A 19,992-nucleotide genomic window follows, 5' to 3' on the forward strand; every position below is an offset into this window, starting at 1 on the left:
AGTTTCTTTCATGGCTGCCCGGCTCGACCGCACCGACCTCAAGATATTGAGATTGCTTCAGAATAACGGTCGGCTCAGCAACGCCGAACTGGCCGAAACGGTCGCGATCAGCCCCGCCACCTGCCATCGTCGCACCCAGCGCCTGTTCGAGGACGGCTTCATCGCCAATGTCCGCGCCATGGTCGCGCCGAAGAAGGTGGCAAAGGGCACGCTGGTGATGGTCGGGGTCGTGCTCGACCGCTCGACGCCGGAAAGCTTTGCCACCTTCGAGCAGGCCGTTGCAAAGCTGAAATTCGTGCTCGACTGCCATCTCGTCGCCGGCGATTTCGATTACTTCCTCAAGATCCGCGTCGGCGACATGGAGGATTTCAATCGCATCCACGGCGAGCAGCTGATCGCGCTCCCCGGCGTGCGCCAGACCCGGACCTTCTTCGTGATGAAGGAAGTCGTCGACAACGCGCCACTGGAATTTTAGGCGCAGCTATTGATGCGCTATCCGCATCATGAGAGATTCGTCCGATGCAGACATTCCCCTTCCGCCAGCACAATCCGGCCGGGCCGGCCTATCGGCGCGGCTGGGTCGACGAGGCCGTGGCCGCGATCGAGGCCGACCAGTGCCGCACCGCCGACACGCATCTGATCCGGCTGATCGTGCCGGCGCTATCGGGCATCGACATCTATCTGAAGGATGAGTCCACGCATCCGACCGGCAGCCTGAAGCATCGCCTCGCGCGCTCGCTGTTCCTCTATGCGCTCTGCAACGGCCACATCCGCGAAGGCACGCCCGTGGTCGAGGCCTCGTCGGGATCAACCGCGGTGTCGGAGGCCTATTTCGCTGAGATGATCGGCGTGCCCTTCTACGCCGTGATGCCGCGCACGACCTCGGCGGAGAAGATCGCCGCGATCGAGCATTATGGCGGCAATTGCCATTTGATCGACGACGGCCGCGCGCTCTATGCGGAAGCCGCGGCACTCGCCGCCCGGCTGGACGGCCACTACATGGATCAGTTCACCTTTGCCGAGCGGGCCACTGACTGGCGCGGCAACAACAACATCGCCGAGTCCATCTTCACGCAGTTGCAGGGCGAGCCGCGGCCGATTCCGGACTGGATCGTGATGGGCGCCGGCACCGGCGGCACGTCGGCCACCATCGGACGTTATCTGCGGTATCGGCAATATCCGACCCGGCTGTGCGTCGCCGATGTCGAGCATTCCGCGTTCTTCGATTGCTTCCGCACGCTGGACCGCTCCCGTGTTTGCGACCGCCCGTCGCTGATCGAGGGCGTCGGTCGCCCCCGCTGCGAGCCGTCCTTCGTGCCCGGCGTGGTCGATCGCATGATGAAGATCCCGGATGCGGCAACGGTCGCGGCGATGAACGTGCTGTCGCGACGGCTGCGCCGTGCGGTCGGCGGCTCCACCGGCACCAACTTCCTGGCGCTGTGCCGGCTCGCCTCGGAGATGCGCCAGGCGAGCGTCACGGGATCGCTGGTGACGCTGATCTGCGATTCCGGCGAGCGCTACCGGCAGACCTATTACGAGCCGGGCTGGCTGAAAGCGCGCGGCATAGATCCGACGCCGTTCGAGGCGGCGCTGTCGTCGTTCCTCGCCACAGGTGAGCCACTGACGCTGGACGTCGACGACGTCGTCAATCCCCAAAGCGTGCCAAGCCCCACGGCGTCATAGCCGAGATCTGCCTGGCATTTGCGAAATCGCACGGTCGTCACGGCAACTTCACTTGCCTTGCGCAGGCACGCAGGTGACGGTTGCGTCTTCTCAACGAGGAGACCCTACCGTGCGCCTTCCCATTCTCGATCCGAAAGAGCTGACCGACGAACAGAAGCCGCTCTATGACGACATGCGGGCCGGCATGAAGGACCACTTCAAGGGTTTTGTGAACATGCGCGAGGACGGCGCGCTGCTCGGGCCCTGGAATCCCTGGATCCGCGAGCCGCGCTTCGGCAAGCCGGTGTGGGAGCTGGTCAAGGCGATTGCGTCGAACCCGCTGCTGCCCGCGGCCGTACGCGAGGTCGCGATCCTCGTCACCGGCTCGCATTTCCGCTCCGGTTACGAGCTCTACGCTCATGTGCTGGTGGCCGAGCAGCGTGGCCTCTCCGACGAGAAGCTCGCGACCATCGTTGCCGGCCAGCGGCCGGTGGACCTCACCAGGCAGGAAGCCGTCGCCTACGACATGGCTTCGGCACTGGTCAGCGGCGGCGTGCTGCCGGAGCTGACTTGGCGTGCGGCGGTGAAGGAATTCGGCGAGCACGGCGCGGCCGAGCTGTCCTATCTCGTCGGCGTCTACTGCATGGTCTCGGTCACGCTCAACACCTTCGACGTGCCGGTGCCTGACTAGTTGCGCACGGCGTAGAGCGGTGTGCGCAACGTGACCTGATAGGACGGCTTCGGCATCCAGGCGATCTGCGCGGTAATGCCGAAAAGTCGGTTGTCGTTGTCGTCCATGCGATCGAGGTCGAGCCGCAGGACCGGCTGGGTGAAGGATTCCGCGAGCGTCCGGCCCGCGAGCAGCGCGCCGCCGAACGACTGCATGCCGAGGCGCCCGGTGAACTTCCAGTTGCTCGGCCATTGATAGTAGCCGCCGGCATAGAGGATCGTGTTCGGCCGGATCGTGGCGAACGGGCTGGCGATGGTGACGGTGGTGTATTGCAGGCCGGCGAGCCAGCCCCGTGTCTCGTCCTCGTCGACCGCGTAGTCGAATTCCACGATGTTGTTGAAGGAGTTCGTCATGCCCTGCTCGTTGGGCACCGACTGCGTCAGGGTTGATTGCAGCGTGATGGTCGGGATCTTCCCGCCATTCTGCTGGTAGAGATCGGCCTGCACGCCGATGTTCCAGCTCGTGATGTCGAAAGACGACCAGCCGCCGCCGATATCCGTCGTCGTGCCGGATACGCCGCCGTAGAGCGAAACGCGGTCGCTGACGTCGACGGTCAGCGGCAGGTCGATCGCAATCGATTTCGCGGCCGGCAGTCCATTCCGCAGCGACGTGCCTCGTTGCGCCGCCAGGGCTTGGAATGCGGCTGACAGCGAGGTGTTGCCGAAGCCGAGCGCGAGCGTGCCTGCGGGGATCGTCGCATAGATGGTGCGGAGATCGAGATAGATGTTCGGGACGGTCGGCTTTGCGGGCTCGTCCTCCTCATCGTCGGCGGCGAGGGCACCGCCTGCCGGGACCGCCAGACACAGCAGTCCCGCCGCGGCAGCGCGCAACGCACGACGGGATTGGCTGCGAAGAGGCACGTGACGATCCGACGCGTGGCGATTTGAGGGTGGAACCGTTGTTAGATGGAACGTGATCGCGCGCTTGGTCAAGCGCTATCCGCAAGCGATGGACGGCGCGGATGTGCGCGGTTACCCTGGCGTGATCGCACTGACACACTCGCCCGCCACAGTGCAGGCCGAAGAATGGAGGAGACAGCCATGAACACGTCACGCCGCATCCTGCTCACCGGTCTGGCGGGGCTTGCCGTTACTCCCGGTGCTGCGGTGGCTGCTGCACCCATAGCCGAGCCCGGCAAGGCGACTGTTGCGGAGGAACGTTTCGCGCGCACGATTGCGGCGGCGCATGCGCCCGACCGCACCTGCGCATGGCAGGCGGAGCATTATGCGGAAGCGCACTGGCCGGAATATGTCGCGGCGGCGCGCGCGGTGATCGGCGCGCGCGTATGATTGACGCTGTCAGGTCTTCACCGCGCGCCGCACCTGTTCGCCGATTTGCGACAGCACGAGCTGTGCCTGCGGCAGGATTGCGCCCATGGCGTGGAAATTGTGAACCATGCCATCGTGGCAGACATGCTCGACCGCGACCCCCGCGGCGAGCAGCTTGCGGGCATAGGCATTGCCCTCGTCACGCATCGGGTCATATTCGGCGGTGTGGATGATTGCGGTCGGCAGGCCCGTGAGGCGTGTTGCGCGCAAGGGAGAGACGCGGGGATCGGCGGTATCGATGCCGTCAGGCAGATAATCGGAAAGATCGGCTTCGATCGTGGCGCGATCGATCAGATGGCCCTCGGCAAAGGCTTCGCGCGAAGGCGAGGTTTCCTCGAAATCCAGCACCGGGCAGATCAGGCACTGCGCGGCGATGGAGAGGCCAGCGGTCTGCGCCGCATTCTGGCACACGATCGCCGCGAGTGTGGCGCCGGCGGAATCGCCGCCGACCACAAGGCGGTCCGCGTCGATGCCGAGCGATGCCGCCTCGCGCGCCACCCATTCGGTGGCGGCGATCGCGTCGTCGACCGCGGCGGGGAATCTGTGCTCCGGCGCGAGCCGGTAATCGACCGACACGAGGCGGCAGCCGGTGGCATGCGCCAGCGCCGCGGCGATGCGCTCGTGCGTGGCAATGCTGCCGGCGACGAGCCCGCCGCCATGAAAGAACACGAAGCCCGGTGCGGGCGCTTCAGTGCCTGCCGGCGTGTAGAGGCGATAGGGCAGCTCGCCGCCGGGACCGGGCAGCCTGCCGTCGGAGGTCGTCACATCCGGCGCCTCGGCCCGGGCGAACTGCATCAGCTTTGCCAGCGATTGCCGCCGCACCTCCACACTCGGCCGGCTCCGCGCCTGCGGCGCAGCCGCAGCCATCATGGTCAACAAACGCTTTGCGAGCGGATCCAGCGGCATGGATTCTTCCTTCTCCCCTTGTGGGAGAAGGTGGCGCGCAGCGCCGGATGAGGGGTTTTCTCCGCAGGTGAGTTCGCGGATGGATACCCCTCACCCGTCTCGCCGCTACGCGGCGAGCCACCCTCTCCCACAAGGGGAGAGGGTAACTCACCATTTCCCCGCAGCAAATCGTTTAGAAATTGGGACAATAGTGCCGGATCGTTCGAAAAGGAGGCCGGTCATGGCCGAGATCAAGAAGCCCATCGACTACTCGCCGAGCTGGACCTTCTTCGAGGGCAAATGGCACGAGGGCAACGTGCCGATCATGGGGCCGCGCACGCATGCGGCCTGGCTCGGCTCGATCGTGTTCGACGGCGCTCGCGCTTTCGAGGGCGTCGCACCGGATCTCGATCGTCACGTCGCCCGCGCCAATCAATCCGCGATCAGTTTCGGCCTGAAGCCGGTGGTCGATACCGACACCTGGCTGACGCTCGCGAACGAAGGCATCGCGCGCTTTGCCGGAAATGCCGAGCTCTATATCCGTCCGATGTACTGGGCGCAGAACGGAAGCGGCGGCGGCGTGCTGTTCGACCCCGAGACCACCAATTGGTGCCTGTGCATCTACGAAGCGCCGATGCCAAAGCCCGTCGGCAACGCGATCACCTTGTCGCCGTTTCGTAGGCCGACGGCCGAATGCGCGCCGGTCGAAGCCAAGGCCGCCTGCCTCTACCCGAACAATTCGCGCGCACTCGCCGAAGCTGCGTCGCGCGGCTTCCAGAACGCGCTGATGCTCGACATGCTCGGCAACGTCGCCGAGTTCGGCAATTCCAACGTGTTCATGGCCAGGGATGGCGTGGTGTTCACGCCGGTGCCGAACGGCACCTTCCTCAACGGCATCACGCGCCAGCGCGTCATCAGCCTGCTTCGCGCCGACGGCGTCACCGTGGTCGAGAAGACGCTGCGCTACGCCGATTTCCTGACCGCCGACGAGATCTTTTCGACCGGCAATTTCGCCAAGGTCGCGCCCGTGATCCGCATCGACGAGCGCGAGCTGAAGCCGGGCCCGTTCTACGCCAAGGCGCGCAAGCTCTACTGGGACTTTGCGCATGCTGTGAAGATGGCGGCTTGATCCGGAGTCTCTGTCGTCATGCCCGCGCTTGTCCCCGGGGATCCACGTTCTTCGCGTCGCGCGTCAAGACGTGGATGGCCGGGTCAAGCCCGGCCATGACGAGAACTATTTCTGCCGCCGAAACCGGCTGAACTGAAACGCCTGCGTCGAATGCCGCGGCGTGTGGTGCGTCTCGCTGCGCGTCTCGACCAGTTTAAATTCCGGCCCGAGCTCCGCCGCAAGACTCGCGCTGTCGTGGCGCTGCACCGGCAGGCCGCTGCATTTCTCGGGACCATCGGGTGCAAACGTCCCAATGATGACGTGGCCGCCAGGTCTGACCGCCGACCGCAGGCGCTCCACGTAAGCGACCCTGTCGCGCGGGTCAGTCAGGAAGTGAAACGCTGCGCGATCGTGCCAGACATCGTAGGTCCTGGTCGGACGCCACGTCGTGGCATCGGCAACGATCCAGTCGACCGTCGAAGCGGCCGGACCGATGCGCTTCTTCGCCGCCGCGAGCGCATTGGCAGAAAGATCCAGCACGGCGATGTCGCGATAGCCGTCCTGCAACAGCGCATCGACCAGGCGCGATGCGCCGCCGCCGACATCGATGATGGTCGTGTCGCGATCGGAGCCGGCTGCGCGAATCATCGCGAGCGAGATCGCGGGGCTATCCTGATACCAGCTGACCTCGGCCTCGCCCTTGGTGGCGTAGACATGGTCCCAATGGTTGCTTCGGTCAGACGTGGCTCGCCCTCCCGCGGACAGGGGCCGGCGCGAATGAAAGACTATTCGTCCTTCTTCGACATCCGCTCGAGGCGCTCCTGCATTTCCTTCATCTGCTGGCGCAGCTCGTCGATGTTGCTGTCCTTCGGCGCCTCGGCATTCGCATCGGGCTCCGGCTCGGGGCTGGCCGCCGGACGGGGCGCAGCGAACGGCTTGAACATCGAGAAGGTTTGCTGGAACAGCTCCATGTTGCGGCGGACTTGCTCTTCCAACGGAGCAAAAGGAGTGCCGGACAGCGTATTGGCGATCTGCTTGCGGAACTTCTCCTGCTCCTGGGTCAGGGTCGCGATCGACTGCTCCAGATATTTCGGCACCACCATCTGCATGCTGTCGCCATAGAAGCGGATCAGCTGGCGAAGGAAGGTGGTCGGCAACAGGTTCTGGCCGGCCTTGTTCTCCTGCTCGAAGATGATCTGGGCGAGCACGGAGCGGGTGATGTCGTCGCCGGTCTTGGCGTCATAGACCAGGAAGTCTTCGCCGTCCTTGACCATCGCGGCGAGGTCTTCGAGCGTCACATAGGTGCTCGTTCCGGTGTTATAGAGCCGGCGGTTCGCGTATTTCTTGATTGTGGTGGGTTGGTCTGATTTCGCCATGGGCTCTCACTTGCAAACGCGGAGAACGGGAACCTGTCGGGCAATGCCGCAGGGCGGGAAGAGTACGCAACGCAACAAAATAAGCATTTTCAAAGGGCTCACGCTACCGTTTTGTGCGGCACGGTTAATTGCAGAGCAAAATCCTGCTTGCGAAAACGCCAAGAACGCTATTTTGAATGCGCTGCGGTATGAATTCGGGCCCCGGCCGATTGACATGCCTCAACGACGTTAACAGGATGGCTGACGAGACTGGCGATCGCTTTCCAGCCCGCCTGCCCCCTTCACAAGAACCTCAAGCCCCAGGAGATGCCCATGTCAGACGATGTCGTCATCGTCAGCGCCGCCCGCACCCCGGTCGGAAGCTTCAACGGAGCGTTCGCGACCCTTCCCGCCCATGACCTCGGCGCCGTTGCCATCAAGGCCGCGCTGGAGCGCGCCGGCATCGAGCCCGGCCGGGTCTCCGAAGTGATCATGGGTCAGATCCTGACCGCCGCCCAAGGCCAGAACCCGGCCCGCCAGGCGTCGATCGGCGCCGGCATTCCGGTGGAGAGCCCGGCTTGGGGCGTCAATCAGCTGTGCGGCTCGGGCCTGCGCACGGTTGCGCTCGGCTACCAGGCGCTGCTCAACGGCGATTCCGAGATCGTGGTCGCCGGCGGGCAGGAATCGATGAGCATGGCCCCGCACGCCCAGCATCTGCGCGGCGGCGTGAAGATGGGCGGCCTGGAGCTGGTCGACACCATGATCAAGGACGGCCTGTGGGATGCCTTCAACGGCTACCACATGGGCAACACCGCCGAGAACGTCGCGCGGCAATGGCAGATCACCCGTGCCCAGCAGGACGAGTTCGCCGTGGCCTCGCAGCAGAAGGCCGAGGCGGCGCAGAAGGCCGGCAAGTTCAACGACGAGATCGTCCCCGTCACCATCAAGACCCGCAAGGGCGACGTCGTCGTCAGCGCCGACGAATATCCGCGCCATGGCGCCACGCTCGACGCGATGGCCAAGCTCAAGCCCGCCTTCGAGAAGGATGGCACGGTGACCGCGGGCTCGGCCTCGGGCATCAACGACGGCGCTGCCGCCGTGGTGCTGATGACCGCCAAGCAGGCCGCCAAGGAAGGCAAGAAGCCGCTGGCGCGGATCGTGTCCTGGGCGCAGGCCGGCGTCGATCCGAAGATCATGGGCTCGGGCCCGATCCCGGCCTCGCGCGCCGCGCTGAAGAAGGCCGGCTGGAGCGTCGGCGATCTCGATTTGATCGAGGCCAACGAAGCCTTCGCGGCACAGGCCTGCGCGGTCAACAAGGACCTCGGCTGGGATACCTCCAAGGTCAACGTCAACGGCGGTGCGATCGCGATCGGCCATCCGGTCGGCGCGTCCGGCGCACGCGTGCTGGTGACGCTGCTGCACGAAATGCAGAAGCGCGATTCGAAGAAGGGCTTGGCCACGCTGTGCATCGGCGGCGGCATGGGCATCGCCATGTGTGTGGCGCGCGACTGATCTTACGCGCAGCTGACGGGTGCGCCGCACACGTCAGCGCGTGCGTTGCACGCGACTAAAAAGGCAGCGGTTGCAAATCAAATATTCTTCGCAACCCGACAAGCCTCGACTAAAGAAAAACGCCCGGCTCGATGCCGGGCGTTTTGTTCTTGATGTCCGTCAAACCAACCGCATAATCCGTAGCTAAAAAGCGATCACGTCAGAAAAGTCCGAAGCGTCCAAGGAAGAGGGAAGGAATACGACATGGCACGTGTTGCATTGGTGACGGGTGGTACGCGGGGCATCGGTGCTGCGATCAGCAAGGCGCTGAAGGCCGCCGGCTACAAGGTTGCGGCGAGCTATGCCGGCAACGACGCTGCCGCGGAGAAATTCAAGGCCGAGACCGGCATTGCAGTTTACAAGTGGGACGTCAGCAGTTTCGAGGCCTGCGCCGAGGGCGTGAAGAAGGTCGAGGCCGAGGTCGGCCCGGTCGACGTGCTGGTCAACAATGCCGGCATCACCAAGGACGGTGCCTTCCACAAGATGACGCTTGAGCAGTGGAACGCCGTCATCAACACCAATCTCGGCTCGCTATTCAACATGTCGCGCCAGGTGATCGAAGGCATGCGCGGGCGCAAGTTCGGTCGCATCATCAACATTTCCTCGATCAACGGCCAGAAGGGGCAGTTCGGACAGGTCAACTACTCCGCAGCGAAAGCCGGCGAGATCGGTTTCACCAAGGCCCTGGCGCTGGAGAACGCCAAGGGCGGCATCACCGTGAATGCGATCTGTCCCGGCTACATCAATACCGAGATGGTGCAGGCAGTGCCGAAGGACGTGCTGGAGAAGGCGATTCTGCCGCTGATTCCGATCGGCCGTCTCGGCGAGCCCGAAGAGATCGCGCGTGCCGTCGTGTTCCTCGCCGCGGATGAGGCCGGCGCCATCACCGGCTCGACGCTGTCGGTCAACGGCGGCCAGTACATGGTGTGATGCGATCGCATCACGCAGGCTGATATTGTCCACATCGTCATGCCCGGGCTTGTCCCGGGCATCCACGGCCTTACAACAGCCGTCGCCACGGAAGAACGTGGATGGCCGGGACAAGCCCCGCCATGACGGAAACATTGGGCCAATGACTCCCCGCACTGCCACGCTGATCGGTCTGACCGCGATCCTGATGTGGTCGCTGCTGTCGGTGATGACGGTGGCGACCGGAAAGATCCCGGCGTTTCAGCTCGCTGCGATGACCTTCGCGATCGGCGGTGTCGTCGGCCTGCTCACCTGGATCGGGCGGAGCGAGGCGGCGAGAAGCTTGCGGCAACCGCTCGCCGTCTGGATCGTCGGCGTCGGCGGCCTGTTTGGCTATCACGCGCTGTATTTCCTCGCGCTGCGCTTCGCCCCGCCGGCCGAAGCCGGCCTTCTGAATTACCTGTGGCCGCTCTTGATCGTGCTGTTCTCGTCCTTCCTGCCGGGCGAGCGGCTGGCGGCGCACCACATCATCGGCGCCGTGCTCGGCCTCGTCGGCACGGTGCTGCTGTTCGCCGGCAACACCAGCGGTTTTGCGCCTGGAGCTGTGCCGGGTCTCATCGCGGCCTTCATCGCGGCGTTCGTCTGGGCGACCTATTCGGTGCTGTCGCGCCGGTTGAAAGCGGTGCCGACCGATGCGGTCGCGGGCTTCTGTCTTGCCACGGCAATATTGGCCGCGCTGATGCATGGCCTGCTTGAAACCACGGTCTGGCCGGAGACCGCGGTGCAATGGCTCTCGGTCATCGCACTCGGCATCGGCCCGGTCGGTGCCGCGTTCTACGCCTGGGACATCGGCATGAAGCGCGGCGACATCCGTGTGCTCGGCGCCGCCTCCTACGCGACGCCATTGCTCTCGACGGGATTCCTCATCGCTGCCGGTTTCGCCAAGGCCAGCGCCAACATCGCCCTTGCTGCGATCCTCATTGCCGGAGGCGGCCTGATCGCGGCCAAGGACATGGTGCTGCGGAAGCGATGATTGGAGCGGAGCTACGGCTCCCAGCCGGGCGGCGCGAGCTCGAAGCCCGCGAACTCGAACGCGGGTGCCACGGTGCACCCGACCAGCGTCCACTCGCCGGTGGTTTCCGCCATCTGCCAGGCCAGCGCAGGCACGATCGCCTGCGGCCGCTCACCGCCGCCGAGGTCGGCGCCGAGCCGCACCTCGTGCTGCGAGCAGCCGTCATGGGCGATGCGCAGCGTCAAGGGGCTGCCGGAATAATAGTGCCACGTCTCCACCGCATCGACGCGATGCCAGTGCGAACGCTCGCCGCGCGCGAGCAGGAAGTAGATCAGCGTCGAGCGCGAACGCCCGTTGGCGTCCGTGCTCTGGTCGCGAAACGTCTCGCGATAATGTCCGCCTTCCGGATGCGGGCGGAGCTCGAGGCGTGCGATGATCTCGGCTGCGGTCGGCATCGATCCTCGTCGGGATGTGTGCTTCAGGACTTGTGCGTCAGGATTTATTCTTGCGCTCGCGCAGTTCGCCGAACACCGCAGCGGGATCCGCGCCCTTCATATGCAGCTTGGCCGCGACCGCCGGCTCATCGGCGCGCAGGAACACGTTGGCGCGCTTCTCCTCGCCGAGCAGCGAGGGAATGGTCGGCTTGTTCTCGGCGCGCAGCTTTGTCACCTCCGCGGCGCGCGCCTGCAGCGCCGCGTTGTCCGGCTCGATGGTGAGCGCGAACTTGACGTTGGACGCCGTGTATTCGTGGCCGCAATAGAGCTTGAAGTCGTCGGGCAGGGCGCGCAGCTTCAGCAGGGAATCCCACATCATCGGATAGGTGCCCTCGAACACGCGGCCGCAGCCGATCGAGAACAGCGTGTCGGCGGCGAACACCGTCTTCTCATTGTCGAACACGTAGGAGATGTGGTCGAGCGTGTGGCCGGGCGTCTCCACGACACGCGCCAGCAGATTGCCGATCTTGACCACGTCGGCATTGGCGACGCGCTGGTCGACGTTGGCGATCTTCGTGGTCTTGTCGTGCGGCGCGACGACGCGGCAATTGAATTTCTGCTTGAGCTCGGCGACCCCGCCGACATGATCGCCATGATGATGGGTGATCAGAATGTCGGTGAGCTGCCAGCCCTCGCGCTCCAGGGCCTTGAGGATCGGGCCGGCCTCCGGCGCGTCGATCGAGGCCGTCGCTTTGGTTTCCACATCGTGGATCAGATAACCGAAATTGTCGTTTAAACAGTTGAAAGTACGAATTTCGGCGGCCATGTCATCTCCATCGCGCTCAGCCCCGCCAGACAAATATGGCGTTAACGTTGCGCAGGCAATGCAATATTCCGCGCGCAGCAGCGCCCTGGCGCATGTTACATTGCGGTCATGACCATCGACGTCGTCGACCTCCGCGAGTTCTATTCCCGCCGCCTCGGCATCGTGGCGCGGCAAATGATCAATCGCGGTATCAGGGAGCGTTGGCCCAGCGCCGAGGGCCAGCGCGTGCTCGGCGTCGGCTATCCCACACCCTATCTGGGGTTGTTCCGCGAGGACGCCGAGCGCTGCCTCGCCTTCATGCCGGCGGCGCAGGGTGTCCTGAAATGGCCGACGGGACGGCCCGCGCTGGCCTCGCTGGTGGATGAGTTCTCGCTGCCGCTTCCCGACGCCGCGGTCGACCGCATTCTCCTGGTGCACGCGCTGGAGATGTCGGACGATCCGGCCGCATTGCTGCGCGAGGTGTGGCGCGTGCTGTCGCCCTCTGGGCGCGTCATCGCCGTGATCCCGAACCGGCGTGGGGTGTGGACCCGCACCGACAGCACGCCGTTCGGCCATGGCCGGCCCTATTCGCGCTCGCAGATCACCGAGCTGTTGCGCCAGACCTGGTTCACGCCGACCGCTTGGGGCGAGGCGCTGTTCATGCCGCCTTACGCCGGCGGCTGGGTGTTGAAATCGGCCCAGATGTGGGAACGTGCCGGTGCCGCGCTGTCACTGCCCTTTGCCGGCGTCCACATCGTGGAGGCGACCAAGCAGGTCTACCGCGCGATCCCCGCCAAGCGCGAGCGGGCGCGGCTGATTCCCTCACTCGCCAAGCCCGTGCTGGTGCCATCCTCGACGACGGTGACGCGCAGTTAGCTTCACCTCTCCCTTCGGGAGAGGTGGGCCTGTGCCCGGCCAACGCACGGCATCAAAAGCAAATCGTCCCGGCGAGGCCGGGACGATTCCAGTCGGAAAGTCAGAAGAGCTTACTCGCCCGGGGCGACTTCGTCGCTGGAAGCGACCGGAGCGGCTTCACGCTCCGGGCGCGGGCCATGCGGCCGGCGCCGCCGGCGCGGATAGCGCTCGCCGCCACCGCCGCCCTCGAAGCCGCCCTGATTGCCGTTCACCTGCGGCTGCGCGCCGGTGATGAAGGAGGGTAGGCGGTCGACGCCGCCATCGGCGATGACAGGCTGCGGCTGGTTGGCGGGTTGCGGCTGATATTGCGGCTGCGGACGGTGATCGCGTTCGCGGTGCTCGCGCGGCTGCTGATTGTCGCGCTGATAGGGCGGCTGGTTGTCGCGCGGCTGGTGATCACGCTGGTGATGATCGCGTTGGCCGTCGCGGTCGCGCATGAAGGGCTGCGGCTGGGGCTGCGGGACGAAGCCGGGCTCCTGGCCGAAGGCCGAGAAATTCTCACCGTCGTCCTCGCCCTCGTCGCTGCTGGCGATGGGCTCATCGCCGCGCGGCTGCTGGTTCTGACGGAACTGCTCCTGAGCCGCCGCGATCAGGCGGAAATAATGCTCGGCGTGCTGGTAGTAGTTCTCGGCTGCAACGGGATCGCCGGAGGAGCGCGCGTCACGTGCAAGCTGGAGATACTTTTCGGCGATGTGCGAAGCAGTGCCGCGAATCTTGATGTCGGGTCCGTTGGATTCGTAGACCCGGGTCATCGGGTTCTGGCCGCGCCGGTTGTTGTTGTTATTGTTGTTGCGGTTGCGCATCCGCTGCTTGTTCTGACCGTTTCTCATGTCCTGCCTTTAATTCCAGCCCTAAAGGTTGCACGCATTACTGATTGCTAGGAGTGACCTGGTGACAGTGGCTCACATGTCTTGCGCGCACCGCGCAAAAGCGGATCCAACCCTGCCGATGTTCGTCGACCGTCGCGTTCAACAAAGACGCGTTCCCCACCCGCCAGCATCCATTGCCAGCGAACCCACTCATTTCGCCTGCCGAAACAAGCCCAGCTTTCTTGCGTAAGTGTTCAAGCGCAATATCAGGCTTTCGTTCACTTGCGGTCGGAGAGAGCAGCGCAGCTCCACTGGCCATCGCGCTCAACAGGACCTGCGGCTTGGAACCTTCAATCAGTAAAGCTCTCGCCCGAGAGCCCGGCTTTCGCCCGTAGGTCTACGGGGCCGGCACCGATGTGTTGACCGGAACGTAGTCGTTCCCACGGGATATTCCAAGTGGTTTTTGCAGGCCAATCCGGCTTTTATGGGGGCATTTTTCGGGCCGAAACGGCCCGCGGAATGCCCGCCAAGTCGGCCTTGGGTGACCTGTCCAGCGATAACGCGGCGGCCCTCATCAAGGTTTCAATATTTTGGGCCTGGCCCTGTCCGGCCTCGACGACCAGGGCGCCGCCGGGGGCGAGCCGCTCGCTCGCCTGCGGGATCAGGGCGCGATAGGCGTCGTATCCGTCATTGCCGCCGTCGAGCGCCAGATGCGGGTCGTGCTCGCGCACCTCGATGCTCAATTTCGGAATTTCAGCCGAGGGAATATAGGGCGGATTCGACACGATGAGGTCGAACGGGCCACCGAGCGCCGCGGCGTAGGAACAGGCGACGAAGGCGGCGCGGTCGGCGAGTCCCAGCGCCGCGGCATTGTCCCTGGCGGTCATGAGCGCGTTCTGGCTGAGATCGGTACCGACGCCGAACGCATCGGGGATTTCGTGCAACAGCGCGAGCAGGATCGCGCCCGAGCCGGTGCCGATGTCGGCGATCCGCGGCGGGTGAGATGCCTCCCGCTCGCGGAGAATCTCGAGCGCAAGCTCAACCACGGTCTCGGTATCGGGGCGCGGCACCAGGGTTGCTTCCGACAGGCGGAACGGCAAGCCCCAGAATTCGCGCGTCCCGAGAATGCGCGACACCGGCTCGCCGGCGATGCGGCGCTGTGCATGTTGCGTGAGCCGCGATGCTTCGGCCGCGGTCAGGAGACGGGCCGCCTGCGTGACCAGGCCGGTGAGGTCGAGGCCGAGTGCCGCACTGATCAGGATGCGCGCGTCGAGCTCGGCTTCGTCGAGCCGTGCCGATCTCAGTTGCGCAGCCAGCGCCCGCCGCGCGCTCTCGATGGATTGTCCGGTGAAGGGGTTGCTCACGCCTCAGGCCGCCGCGCCTTGCGCAGCGAGCTGTGCGGCCTGGTGCTCCGTCGTCAGTGCGTCGATCAGTTCGCCGAGCGCTTCACCCGCGATCACCTGCGGCAGCTTGTAGAGCGTGAGGTTGATGCGATGATCGGTGACGCGTCCTTGCGGAAAATTGTAGGTGCGGATGCGCTCGGAGCGGTCGCCGGAGCCGACCTTCTCCTTGCGCTCGGCCGAGCGCGCCGCCTCGACGCGTTGCCGCTCGGCGTCATAGATGCGCGAGCGCAGGATGTTCATGGCGGAGGCGCGATTCTTGTGCTGCGAGCGGCTGTCCTGCATCATCACCACGATGCCGGTCGGGATGTGGGTGATGCGGATCGCCGATTCCGTCTTGTTGACGTGCTGGCCACCGGCGCCCCCTGCGCGCATGGTCTCGATGCGCAGGTCGTCGTTCTTGATGTCGACGTCGACGTCCTCGACCTCGGGCAGCACGGCGACCGTCGCGGCGGAGGTGTGGATGCGCCCCTGCGTCTCGGTGTCGGGCACGCGCTGGACGCGGTGCACGCCGGATTCGAATTTCAGCTTGGAGAATGCGCCGCGGCCCTGGATCTCGGCGATGATTTCCTTGTAGCCGCCGACGGTGCCTTCACTGGCGGAGATCACCTCGACCTTCCAGCCCTGCAAGCTGGCGAAGCGCTCGTACATCCGGAACAGGTCGCCGGCGAACAGCGAAGCCTCGTCGCCGCCGGTGCCGGCGCGGATTTCCAGCATGACGTTGCGGTCGTCCATGGCGTCCTTGGGCAGGAGCGCGACGCGGATCTTCTGGACCAGTTCCTCGATTTTCGGCGCGAGCTCGTCGCGTTCGGCTTCCGCCATGCCGCGCATCTCGGCATCGGTGGCGGCATCGGCGATCAACGCGTCGGTGTCGGCGAGCTCCTTGACGGCGGCGCGATAGGACTTCACCGCCTCGATCAGGGGCGTGAGCTCGGCGAGCTCGCGCGTGATCTGCACGTAACGCTCGGAGGCGAGCTGTCCGAGCGATTCGGCCTCGAGCGAAGCGTGATGCGCGAGCAGGACGTCCAGTTTGGCTTCGGGAAGTGACGACATCGGTTCTGTCTCAAAGTGCGGAAGGAGGCGAGGGCGGCGGGAAGCTGGCGACAGGCCCGCTACAACGCAAGGCCCTCGGCCTCGGCAAATTCCGTCAGCTTCTGCCGGATCGAGACGCTGCCCGCAGGCGCATCCAGCAGAGGGCCCAGCATCGCTTCGGCCTTCTTGGCGTCGAGGTCGAGCACCATCGCCTTGACCGGGCCGAGCGCGGTCGCCGAGAGCGAGAGCGAGCGGTAGCCCAGCGCAATCAGCGCCAGTGCGCCGATCGGCTTGGAGGCCATCTCGCCGCACAGCGAGAGCGACTTCTGCGCCGCGTGCGCCTTGCGCGCGATGTCACGCAAGGCGCGCATGATCGGCGCCGACATGGTGTCGAAGCGCTCGGAGACCTTGACGTTGCCGCGGTCGACCGCGAACAGGAACTGGAACAGATCGTTGGAGCCGACCGAGATGAAATCGACCTTCTTCAATAGCTCGTCGAGCTGGTAGAGCAGGGCGGGCACCTCGACCATGGTGCCGATGTCGATTCGTTCAGGCAGCGTGTGGCCGTGCTGGCGGAGGTATGTGAGCTCGCGCTCGACCAGCGCCTTGGCCGAGTCGAATTCGGCGACCTCCGAGATCATCGGGAACATGATGCGCAGCGCGCGGCCGCCGCCGGCGCGCAGCAGCGCGCGGATTTGGCCGCGCAACAGGCCGGGACGATCGAGCCCGAGCCGGATCGCGCGCCAGCCGAGCGCGGGGTTTTCCTCGATCACCGCTTCCATATAGGGCAGCGCCTTGTCGCCGCCGATATCGAGCGTGCGGAAGGTGACGGGCTTAGGTCCGGCGGCATCGAGCACGGTGCGATAGAGCGCGAGCTGGTCGCTGGTGCGCGGCAGGCTCTGACCGACCATGAATTGCAGCTCGGTGCGGAACAGGCCGATGCCGGCACTGCCGGTGTCCTCGATATGCGGCAGGTCGATCGCAAGACCTGCGTTGATCATCAGCTCGACCTTCTGGCCGTCCCTGGTGACGCAGGGCCGGTCGCGCAGCGCCAGGTACTGCGCCTGGCGGCGGGCGCGGAAGCGCACGCGCTCGGCGAAGGCCGCCTCGATCTCCTGCGACGGGCGCACATAGATCGAGCCCGAGGTGCCGTCGACGATGATGGCGTCGCCGGGATCGGCGATTCCAGGCGCGTTCGGCACCTCGCCGACCGCAGGGATGCCCAGCGCCCGCGCCACGATCGAGACGTGCGAGTTCGCGGTGCCTTCCTCCAGCACGATGCCGCGCAGGCGCTTGCGGTCGTAGTCGAGCAGCGCCGCCGGGCCCATCGCGCGGGCGATGACGATGGCGTTGTCGGGCAGCTGCTCGCGCGAGGGCGCATGATCCTGGCCGACCAGCTGCCGCATCAGGCGGTAGCCGAGGTCTTCCAGATCGTGCAGCCGGTCGCGCAAATAGGGGTCGGTCGAGCGCAGCATGCGCGCGCGGGTGTCCGACTGGACGCGCTCGACCGCGGCTTCCGCGGTGAGGCCGGTCGCGACCGCCTCGTGCAGCTTGTGCGACCAGCCCTGGTCGTTGGCGAACATGCGATAGGCTTCAAGCACCTCACGGTGCTCGCCGCCTTCGGCGACGTCGCCGCGCTCCAGCATGCGGTCGAGATCGGCACGCAGCTTGGCGAGCGCAGTATCGAGCCGCTTGATCTCCTTCGGCAGGTCTTCGGCGATGTAGTCCTTGATGACGACGCGCGGCTCGTGCAGCACGACATGGCCGAGCGCGATGCCCTCCGACAGGATGGCACCGACTTTCTGCGCCGAATGGCGCGCCGCCGGCTCCTGGCCCGGCTGCGCCAGCGCGGAGAGTTCGCCGGAGGCGATCAGCTCGGCCAGCACCATCGCGGTGGTCTGGAGCGCCTCGAGCTCCTCCTCGACATAATTGCGCTTGGCGCGATTCTGCACCACCAGCACGCCGAGCGTGTTGCCGGCGCGCAGGATCGGCACGCCGAGGAAGGAATGGTAGATTTCTTCGCCGGTCTCGGGCCGGAACGAGAACGCCGGGTGGCTCTGCGCGTCGCTCAAATTGAGCGGCGTCGCCTCGCTGGCGACGAGGCCGACCAGGCCCTCATGGGCGCTGAGCACGGTGTGGTGCACCGCCTCGCGGTTGAGACCTTCGGTGGCGTAGAGCTCGAGCGTATTGTCGATGCGCAGCACATAGACCGAGCACACCTCGGCCACCATGTTGGCGGCGATCAGCACCACGATCTTGTCCAGCCGCTCCTGGGCCGAGACCTGCTCCGCCATGGTCTCGCGGAGCCGTCTCAACAAGACGCGGGGACCTCCCGACGCGCTCCGCATGAACCGTCAATCTCCTCCATCGGCCGGGCCCGGCGATATCGGCCGGCGGCTGGACCAAAATTCCAGAAAAACAATCAAATTGTTTGTCCGGCGCAGGCACAAGCCCAAATCCACGGGAGATTGAGTGCTCGTACCGAATCAGCGCCGCCTGAACTGGGACACAGTCTGCGGCAGCCCACCCTGTCCGCCGTATAGCGAATTGAGGCTTGTTTTGCCAAGCAAAACGCCTGCCAAACGCGAAGGTGTGTACACCTTCGCGTTTGCTGCGACCGCTAAGAGAAAATTAGCCTTTTGGCACTGTCCGGAAAAGTGCGAAGCGGTTTTCCGGAAAGACCGTCAGGTCTGATCGAGACCGTAGAGCGTATGCAAGGTGCGCACCGCAAGCTCGGTATAGGCGGTATCGATCAAGACCGAAAATTTGATCTCGGAGGTTGTAATGGCCCGAATGTTGATGTTCCGCCCGGCGAGCGCCGAGAACGCCTGGGCGGCGACGCCGGCATGGCTGCGCATGCCGCTGCCGATCACCGAGATCTTGGCGACATCGGTGGCGGTATCGAGCCGCGCATAGCCGATCTTGGCCTTGGCTGCGGTAATCGTATCCTTGGCGCGGGTGAAGTCGGCGGCCGGCACGGTGAAGGTGAGGTCGGTGGTCTTGCCGTCCTCGGACACATTCTGCACGATCATGTCGACGTTGATATTGGCATCAGCCAGCGGGCCGAAGATCGAGGCCGCAACGCCGGGCTTGTCCTCGATCTGGCGCACCGAGATCTGAGCCTCGTCCTTGGAGAAGGCGATACCGGTGACGACGTGGCTTTCCATGATCTCCTCCTCGCTGCAGATCAGCGTGCCGGGCGGCTGGTTGGCATGCGGGTCGATATCCTCGGGCTTATCGAAGCTCGAGCGGACGAAGATCGGCATGTTGTGGACCATGCCGAGTTCCACCGAGCGGACCTGGAGCACCTTGGCGCCCTGCGAGGCCAGTTCCAGCATGTCTTCGAATGCGATCTTGTCGAGCCTCTTGGCCTTCGGCACGATTCGCGGGTCGGTGGTGTAGACGCCGTCGACGTCGGTGTAGATGTCGCAGCGGTCGGCCTTGACGGCGGCGGCGATCGCCACGGCCGAGGTGTCGGAGCCGCCACGGCCGAGCGTGGTGATGCGACCCGTCTCGGGGTTGATGCCCTGGAAGCCGGCGATGACCGCGACCTCCTTTCGGTCCTTGAAGCGCTTGATGATCTCGCTGCCGTCGATGTCCTCGATCCGGGCCGAGGCATGGGCGTCGCTGGTCTTGATCGGGATCTGCCAGCCCTGCCACGAGCGGGCTTGGATGCCCATGCCCTGGAGCACGATGGCAAGAAGGCCGGACGTCACCTGTTCGCCCGAGGCGACCACGGCGTCATATTCGCGCGCGTCGTGCATCGGCGAGGCCTCGGTGCACCAGGCGACCAGCTCGTTGGTCTTGCCGGCCATCGCCGAGACGACCACGGCCACTTCGTGGCCGGCATCGACCTCACGCTTCACATGGCGTGCGACGTTGCGGATACGTTCGATGTTGGCGACGGACGTGCCGCCGAATTTCATCACGAGGCGGCTCATGACGACGCGTGCATTCCTTCATAAGGATCAGTATGGTGGCCCGCACTGGACGGGTGCCTCGGGGACACCGACCGCGCGTATACAGAGCGGCGGGGCCGGGGGCAAGCGGGTTCCTG

At 65.2% G+C, this 19,992-nt stretch carries 20 protein-coding genes; 9 read left to right on the forward strand and 11 right to left on the reverse strand.

The window, feature by feature from the left end:
- Positions 1 to 10: 10 nt before the first annotated feature.
- From I6F28_RS34365 to I6F28_RS34375, 3 genes are all read left to right on the forward strand, one after another.
- A complete protein-coding gene (locus tag I6F28_RS34365) occupies positions 11 to 475 on the forward strand; it encodes an Lrp/AsnC family transcriptional regulator (protein WP_057030169.1) in 465 nt (154 codons plus the stop codon).
- 44 nt (positions 476 to 519) lie between these two features.
- Complete coding sequence (locus I6F28_RS34370) at positions 520 to 1,683, forward strand: PLP-dependent cysteine synthase family protein (RefSeq protein WP_225143323.1); 1,164 nt, start codon at positions 520 to 522, stop codon at positions 1,681 to 1,683.
- A 109-nt stretch (positions 1,684 to 1,792) separates the two neighbouring features.
- Positions 1,793 to 2,353, forward strand: a complete 561-nt coding sequence (locus tag I6F28_RS34375) for a carboxymuconolactone decarboxylase family protein (protein ID WP_225143324.1) — start codon at positions 1,793 to 1,795, stop codon at positions 2,351 to 2,353.
- Here I6F28_RS34375 and I6F28_RS34380 read toward each other — a convergent pair.
- Positions 2,350 to 3,222 (reverse strand): hypothetical protein, encoded by an 873-nt coding sequence (locus I6F28_RS34380; protein WP_225143334.1) that lies wholly within the window; start codon positions 3,220 to 3,222, stop codon positions 2,350 to 2,352. The two genes, I6F28_RS34375 and I6F28_RS34380, sit on opposite strands and share 4 nt — an antisense overlap.
- A gap of 210 nt (positions 3,223 to 3,432) precedes the next feature.
- On the opposite strand from I6F28_RS34380, the gene I6F28_RS34385 reads away from it, so the two are divergent.
- Positions 3,433 to 3,681: a hypothetical protein gene (locus tag I6F28_RS34385; RefSeq protein WP_036014770.1), complete on the forward strand. Its 249-nt coding sequence runs from the start codon at positions 3,433 to 3,435 to the stop codon at positions 3,679 to 3,681.
- A gap of 9 nt (positions 3,682 to 3,690) precedes the next feature.
- Here I6F28_RS34385 and I6F28_RS34390 read toward each other — a convergent pair whose 3' ends face one another.
- A complete protein-coding gene (locus tag I6F28_RS34390; protein WP_225143326.1) occupies positions 3,691 to 4,626 on the reverse strand; it encodes an alpha/beta hydrolase in 936 nt (311 codons plus the stop codon).
- Between the two features lie 220 nt (positions 4,627 to 4,846).
- On the opposite strand from I6F28_RS34390, the gene I6F28_RS34395 reads away from it, so the two are divergent.
- On the forward strand, positions 4,847 to 5,734 hold the full coding sequence (locus tag I6F28_RS34395; protein ID WP_036026190.1) for a branched-chain amino acid aminotransferase: 888 nt from the start codon (positions 4,847 to 4,849) through the stop codon (positions 5,732 to 5,734).
- Positions 5,735 to 5,839: 105 nt separating this feature from the next.
- Here the strand turns inward: I6F28_RS34395 and I6F28_RS34400 are convergent, their stop codons facing one another.
- Together I6F28_RS34400 and phaR are read right to left on the reverse strand one after the other, a co-directional pair.
- On the reverse strand, positions 5,840 to 6,361 hold the full coding sequence (locus tag I6F28_RS34400) for a class I SAM-dependent methyltransferase (RefSeq protein WP_346656760.1): 522 nt from the start codon (positions 6,359 to 6,361) through the stop codon (positions 5,840 to 5,842).
- A 137-nt stretch (positions 6,362 to 6,498) separates the two neighbouring features.
- Positions 6,499 to 7,089 (reverse strand): polyhydroxyalkanoate synthesis repressor PhaR, encoded by a 591-nt coding sequence (gene phaR / locus I6F28_RS34405; protein WP_036014750.1) that lies wholly within the window; start codon positions 7,087 to 7,089, stop codon positions 6,499 to 6,501.
- Positions 7,090 to 7,401: 312 nt separating this feature from the next.
- On the opposite strand from phaR, the gene I6F28_RS34410 reads away from it, so the two are divergent.
- From I6F28_RS34410 to yddG, 3 genes are all read left to right on the forward strand, one after another.
- Positions 7,402 to 8,580, forward strand: coding sequence for an acetyl-CoA C-acetyltransferase (locus tag I6F28_RS34410; protein WP_036026194.1), 1,179 nt, complete (start codon positions 7,402 to 7,404; stop codon positions 8,578 to 8,580).
- Positions 8,581 to 8,823: 243 nt separating this feature from the next.
- On the forward strand, positions 8,824 to 9,549 hold the full coding sequence (gene phbB, locus I6F28_RS34415; protein ID WP_036014745.1) for an acetoacetyl-CoA reductase: 726 nt from the start codon (positions 8,824 to 8,826) through the stop codon (positions 9,547 to 9,549).
- Positions 9,550 to 9,691: 142 nt separating this feature from the next.
- Positions 9,692 to 10,561, forward strand: a complete 870-nt coding sequence (yddG, locus tag I6F28_RS34420; RefSeq protein ID WP_036014743.1) for an aromatic amino acid exporter YddG — start codon at positions 9,692 to 9,694, stop codon at positions 10,559 to 10,561.
- A gap of 11 nt (positions 10,562 to 10,572) precedes the next feature.
- Here the strand turns inward: yddG and I6F28_RS34425 are convergent, their stop codons facing one another.
- Together I6F28_RS34425 and gloB are read right to left on the reverse strand one after the other, a co-directional pair.
- A complete protein-coding gene (locus tag I6F28_RS34425; protein WP_036014741.1) occupies positions 10,573 to 10,995 on the reverse strand; it encodes a cupin domain-containing protein in 423 nt (140 codons plus the stop codon).
- A 37-nt stretch (positions 10,996 to 11,032) separates the two neighbouring features.
- A complete protein-coding gene (gloB, locus tag I6F28_RS34430; RefSeq protein WP_036014739.1) occupies positions 11,033 to 11,800 on the reverse strand; it encodes a hydroxyacylglutathione hydrolase in 768 nt (255 codons plus the stop codon).
- A 108-nt stretch (positions 11,801 to 11,908) separates the two neighbouring features.
- Here gloB and I6F28_RS34435 point away from each other — a divergent pair, with 108 nt between their 5' ends.
- Positions 11,909 to 12,655: a methyltransferase domain-containing protein gene (locus I6F28_RS34435; protein ID WP_036014737.1), complete on the forward strand. Its 747-nt coding sequence runs from the start codon at positions 11,909 to 11,911 to the stop codon at positions 12,653 to 12,655.
- Between the two features lie 110 nt (positions 12,656 to 12,765).
- Here the strand turns inward: I6F28_RS34435 and I6F28_RS34440 are convergent, their stop codons facing one another.
- The 5 genes from I6F28_RS34440 to I6F28_RS34460 form a co-directional block, all read right to left on the reverse strand.
- A complete protein-coding gene (locus I6F28_RS34440; protein WP_036042629.1) occupies positions 12,766 to 13,524 on the reverse strand; it encodes a DUF4167 domain-containing protein in 759 nt (252 codons plus the stop codon).
- 461 nt (positions 13,525 to 13,985) lie between these two features.
- Positions 13,986 to 14,867: a peptide chain release factor N(5)-glutamine methyltransferase gene (gene prmC / locus I6F28_RS34445; protein ID WP_225143328.1), complete on the reverse strand. Its 882-nt coding sequence runs from the start codon at positions 14,865 to 14,867 to the stop codon at positions 13,986 to 13,988.
- Positions 14,868 to 14,870: 3 nt separating this feature from the next.
- Positions 14,871 to 15,956: a peptide chain release factor 1 gene (gene prfA / locus I6F28_RS34450; RefSeq protein WP_225113766.1), complete on the reverse strand. Its 1,086-nt coding sequence runs from the start codon at positions 15,954 to 15,956 to the stop codon at positions 14,871 to 14,873.
- Positions 15,957 to 16,015: 59 nt separating this feature from the next.
- The gene (ptsP, locus tag I6F28_RS34455; RefSeq protein ID WP_225143330.1) at positions 16,016 to 18,283 is read right to left on the reverse strand and encodes a phosphoenolpyruvate--protein phosphotransferase; all 2,268 of its coding nucleotides are present in this window, start codon (positions 18,281 to 18,283) and stop codon (positions 16,016 to 16,018) included.
- 336 nt (positions 18,284 to 18,619) lie between these two features.
- Positions 18,620 to 19,876 carry an aspartate kinase gene (locus I6F28_RS34460; RefSeq protein WP_036014718.1) on the reverse strand — a complete coding sequence of 419 codons (1,257 nt, stop codon included), beginning with the start codon at positions 19,874 to 19,876 and terminating at the stop codon, positions 18,620 to 18,622.
- Positions 19,877 to 19,992: the final 116 nt, after the last annotated feature.

This window comes from Bradyrhizobium sp. NBAIM14 (genome assembly GCF_020193895.1).
Taxonomy (GTDB): domain Bacteria; phylum Pseudomonadota; class Alphaproteobacteria; order Rhizobiales; family Xanthobacteraceae; genus Bradyrhizobium; species Bradyrhizobium yuanmingense.

Coding starts and splice junctions, on each gene's coding strand:
- I6F28_RS34365 (WP_057030169.1), top strand. CDS start 11: ATGGCTGCCCGGCTCGACCGCACCGACCTCAAGATATTGAGATTGCTT.
- I6F28_RS34370 (WP_225143323.1), top strand. CDS start 520: ATGCAGACATTCCCCTTCCGCCAGCACAATCCGGCCGGGCCGGCCTAT.
- I6F28_RS34385 (WP_036014770.1), top strand. CDS start 3,433: ATGAACACGTCACGCCGCATCCTGCTCACCGGTCTGGCGGGGCTTGCC.
- I6F28_RS34390 (WP_225143326.1), bottom strand. CDS start 4,626: ATGCCGCTGGATCCGCTCGCAAAGCGTTTGTTGACCATGATGGCTGCG.
- I6F28_RS34395 (WP_036026190.1), top strand. CDS start 4,847: ATGGCCGAGATCAAGAAGCCCATCGACTACTCGCCGAGCTGGACCTTC.
- I6F28_RS34400 (WP_346656760.1), bottom strand. CDS start 6,361: ATGATTCGCGCAGCCGGCTCCGATCGCGACACGACCATCATCGATGTC.
- phaR (WP_036014750.1), bottom strand. CDS start 7,089: ATGGCGAAATCAGACCAACCCACCACAATCAAGAAATACGCGAACCGC.
- I6F28_RS34410 (WP_036026194.1), top strand. CDS start 7,402: ATGTCAGACGATGTCGTCATCGTCAGCGCCGCCCGCACCCCGGTCGGA.
- phbB (WP_036014745.1), top strand. CDS start 8,824: ATGGCACGTGTTGCATTGGTGACGGGTGGTACGCGGGGCATCGGTGCT.
- yddG (WP_036014743.1), top strand. CDS start 9,692: ATGACTCCCCGCACTGCCACGCTGATCGGTCTGACCGCGATCCTGATG.
- I6F28_RS34425 (WP_036014741.1), bottom strand. CDS start 10,995: ATGCCGACCGCAGCCGAGATCATCGCACGCCTCGAGCTCCGCCCGCAT.
- gloB (WP_036014739.1), bottom strand. CDS start 11,800: ATGGCCGCCGAAATTCGTACTTTCAACTGTTTAAACGACAATTTCGGT.
- I6F28_RS34435 (WP_036014737.1), top strand. CDS start 11,909: ATGACCATCGACGTCGTCGACCTCCGCGAGTTCTATTCCCGCCGCCTC.
- I6F28_RS34440 (WP_036042629.1), bottom strand. CDS start 13,524: ATGAGAAACGGTCAGAACAAGCAGCGGATGCGCAACCGCAACAACAAT.
- prfA (WP_225113766.1), bottom strand. CDS start 15,956: ATGTCGTCACTTCCCGAAGCCAAACTGGACGTCCTGCTCGCGCATCAC.
- ptsP (WP_225143330.1), bottom strand. CDS start 18,283: ATGCGGAGCGCGTCGGGAGGTCCCCGCGTCTTGTTGAGACGGCTCCGC.
- I6F28_RS34460 (WP_036014718.1), bottom strand. CDS start 19,876: ATGAGCCGCCTCGTGATGAAATTCGGCGGCACGTCCGTCGCCAACATC.